Origin of the sequence: Amnimonas aquatica (assembly GCF_002943415.1) — a bacterium.
GTDB classification, from domain to species: Bacteria; Pseudomonadota; Gammaproteobacteria; order Pseudomonadales; family Moraxellaceae; genus Perlucidibaca; species Perlucidibaca aquatica_A.
In genome coordinates, this window is the sequence record NZ_PTQZ01000311.1 from 1 (window position 1) to 1,507 (window position 1,507).

The 1,507-nt window shown below is 63.8% G+C and carries 3 protein-coding genes; 1 reads left to right on the forward strand and 2 read right to left on the reverse strand.

From position 1 onward, the window contains the following. Positions 1 to 373, forward strand: a 373-nt coding sequence (locus tag C5O18_RS09430; RefSeq protein WP_158249326.1) for an EamA family transporter, incomplete at its 5' end; no start/stop codon positions are given. Positions 374 to 468: 95 nt separating this feature from the next. Here C5O18_RS09430 and efp read toward each other — a convergent pair. Beyond that, complete coding sequence (efp, locus tag C5O18_RS09435; RefSeq protein WP_105193374.1) at positions 469 to 1,035, reverse strand: elongation factor P; 567 nt, start codon at positions 1,033 to 1,035, stop codon at positions 469 to 471. A 120-nt stretch (positions 1,036 to 1,155) separates the two neighbouring features. Beyond that, the coding region (locus tag C5O18_RS10555; RefSeq protein ID WP_158249327.1) for a hypothetical protein at positions 1,156 to 1,507 on the reverse strand (352 nt) is incomplete at its 5' end.

Sequence of the window (1,507 nt, forward strand, 5' to 3'; positions counted from 1 at the left end):
CGCCATCGTGCTCACCGTGGTGGGCCTGCTGTCGGCGCTGCTGTCTTTCGGCAGCGAGCCCTGGCAGCCGACCATCGACAGCTTCGGGCCGGTGCTGGCGGGCTGGGTGGTGGCCAGCGCGGTGATCGGCTCGGCGGCGCGCTTCCTGATCCAGACCTATGCCCAGAGCCTGTCCGCGCACAGCCACGGCGTGGTGATCATGGTGGTGGAGCCGGTGTGGACGGCATTGCTGTCGGCGGCATGGTTCGGCGAGACCATGACCGGCATGCAGCTGGCCGGCTGCGGCCTGATCTTCGCGGCGCTGCTGATCAGCCGGGCGGCGGCGGTGGGCCAGCTGGTGCGCTCGGCGCTGCGTCAGGATGTGCCGTCCTGAAACGTGTGCTCCGGCCATGAAAAAGGCCCGGCAGCGGAGATGCTGCCGGGCCTTTTCCTGAGCTGGCCGTCGCCGCCCGATGGCGGCTCCGTGCATCAGCCCTTGGCGCGGGCCTTGAAGCTGGCGTCGCGGGTGTCGATCTCGATGCGTTCGCCGGTCTCGATGAAGGCGGCGACCTGGATCTCGAAGCCGTTGTTCAGCTTGGCGGTCTTCATGACCTTGCCGGAGGTGTCGCCACGGGCGGCCGGCTCGGTGTAGGCGACTTCACGCACGATGGTCGTCGGCAGTTCGACCGAGATGGCCTTGCCCTGGTAGAGCACCACGTCGCAGACATCGGTCATGCCGTCTTCGATGAAGTTGATGACGTCACCCAGGTTTTCCTGCTCGACTTCGTACTGTTCGAACTCTTCGTCCATGAACACGTACATCGGGTCGGCGAAGTAGGAGTAGGTGGCCTTCTTCTGCTCGAGCACGATCTGGTCGAACTTTTCATCGGCCTTGTAGACCGACTCCTGACCCTGGCCGGTCAGCAGGTTCTTCATCTTCATCTTGACGACAGCCGCGTTGCGGCCGGACTTGTTGTACTCGGTCTTGATCACGACCATCGGCTGGCCGCCGATGTCGATCACGTTGCCGGCGCGGAATTCCTGTGCGGTTTTCATCGTGAATGTTTCCGGGGTTAAGTCTTGACGGGCGGGGATTCTACCCGATTTGCGCGAAAACGCATCAGCCCCCCGATCTGGTGGTGATCCAGTGCGGGGGCTGATGGCGTTATGGTGCGTCTATTGCGCGAACAAGCCTTCCCAGGTGTCGCTGATGCGGATGCGGTCGATCAGCAGCGGCCTGAGCTGCTGGCTGGACTGGAAGCCCAGCTTGTAGAAGCGGTAGGCGGATCCGGTGGGGCTGCCGGTCACGCTGATACTGCTCTGTGGCGCGGCACTGTCGGAGGTGCCAGGGTTCACCCACACGTCGGCTTTGTTGTAAGTGGGGCTGTCGCCGGTCTTGCTCAGGCGTGCGACCAGCAGGTACGTGGTGTTGCTGGCAACCTTGCCGCCGAAGCGCTGGTTGTTGAAGTGGAACTGGTCAGTCTCCTCGCCATTGGTGTTGATGCCCAGGGTGCCCCAGGGGAGGACG

Excerpts from the sequence above, each read along its gene's own strand:
- efp (WP_105193374.1), bottom strand. The coding sequence starts at position 1,035 with ATGAAAACCGCACAGGAATTCCGCGCCGGCAACGTGATCGACATCGGC.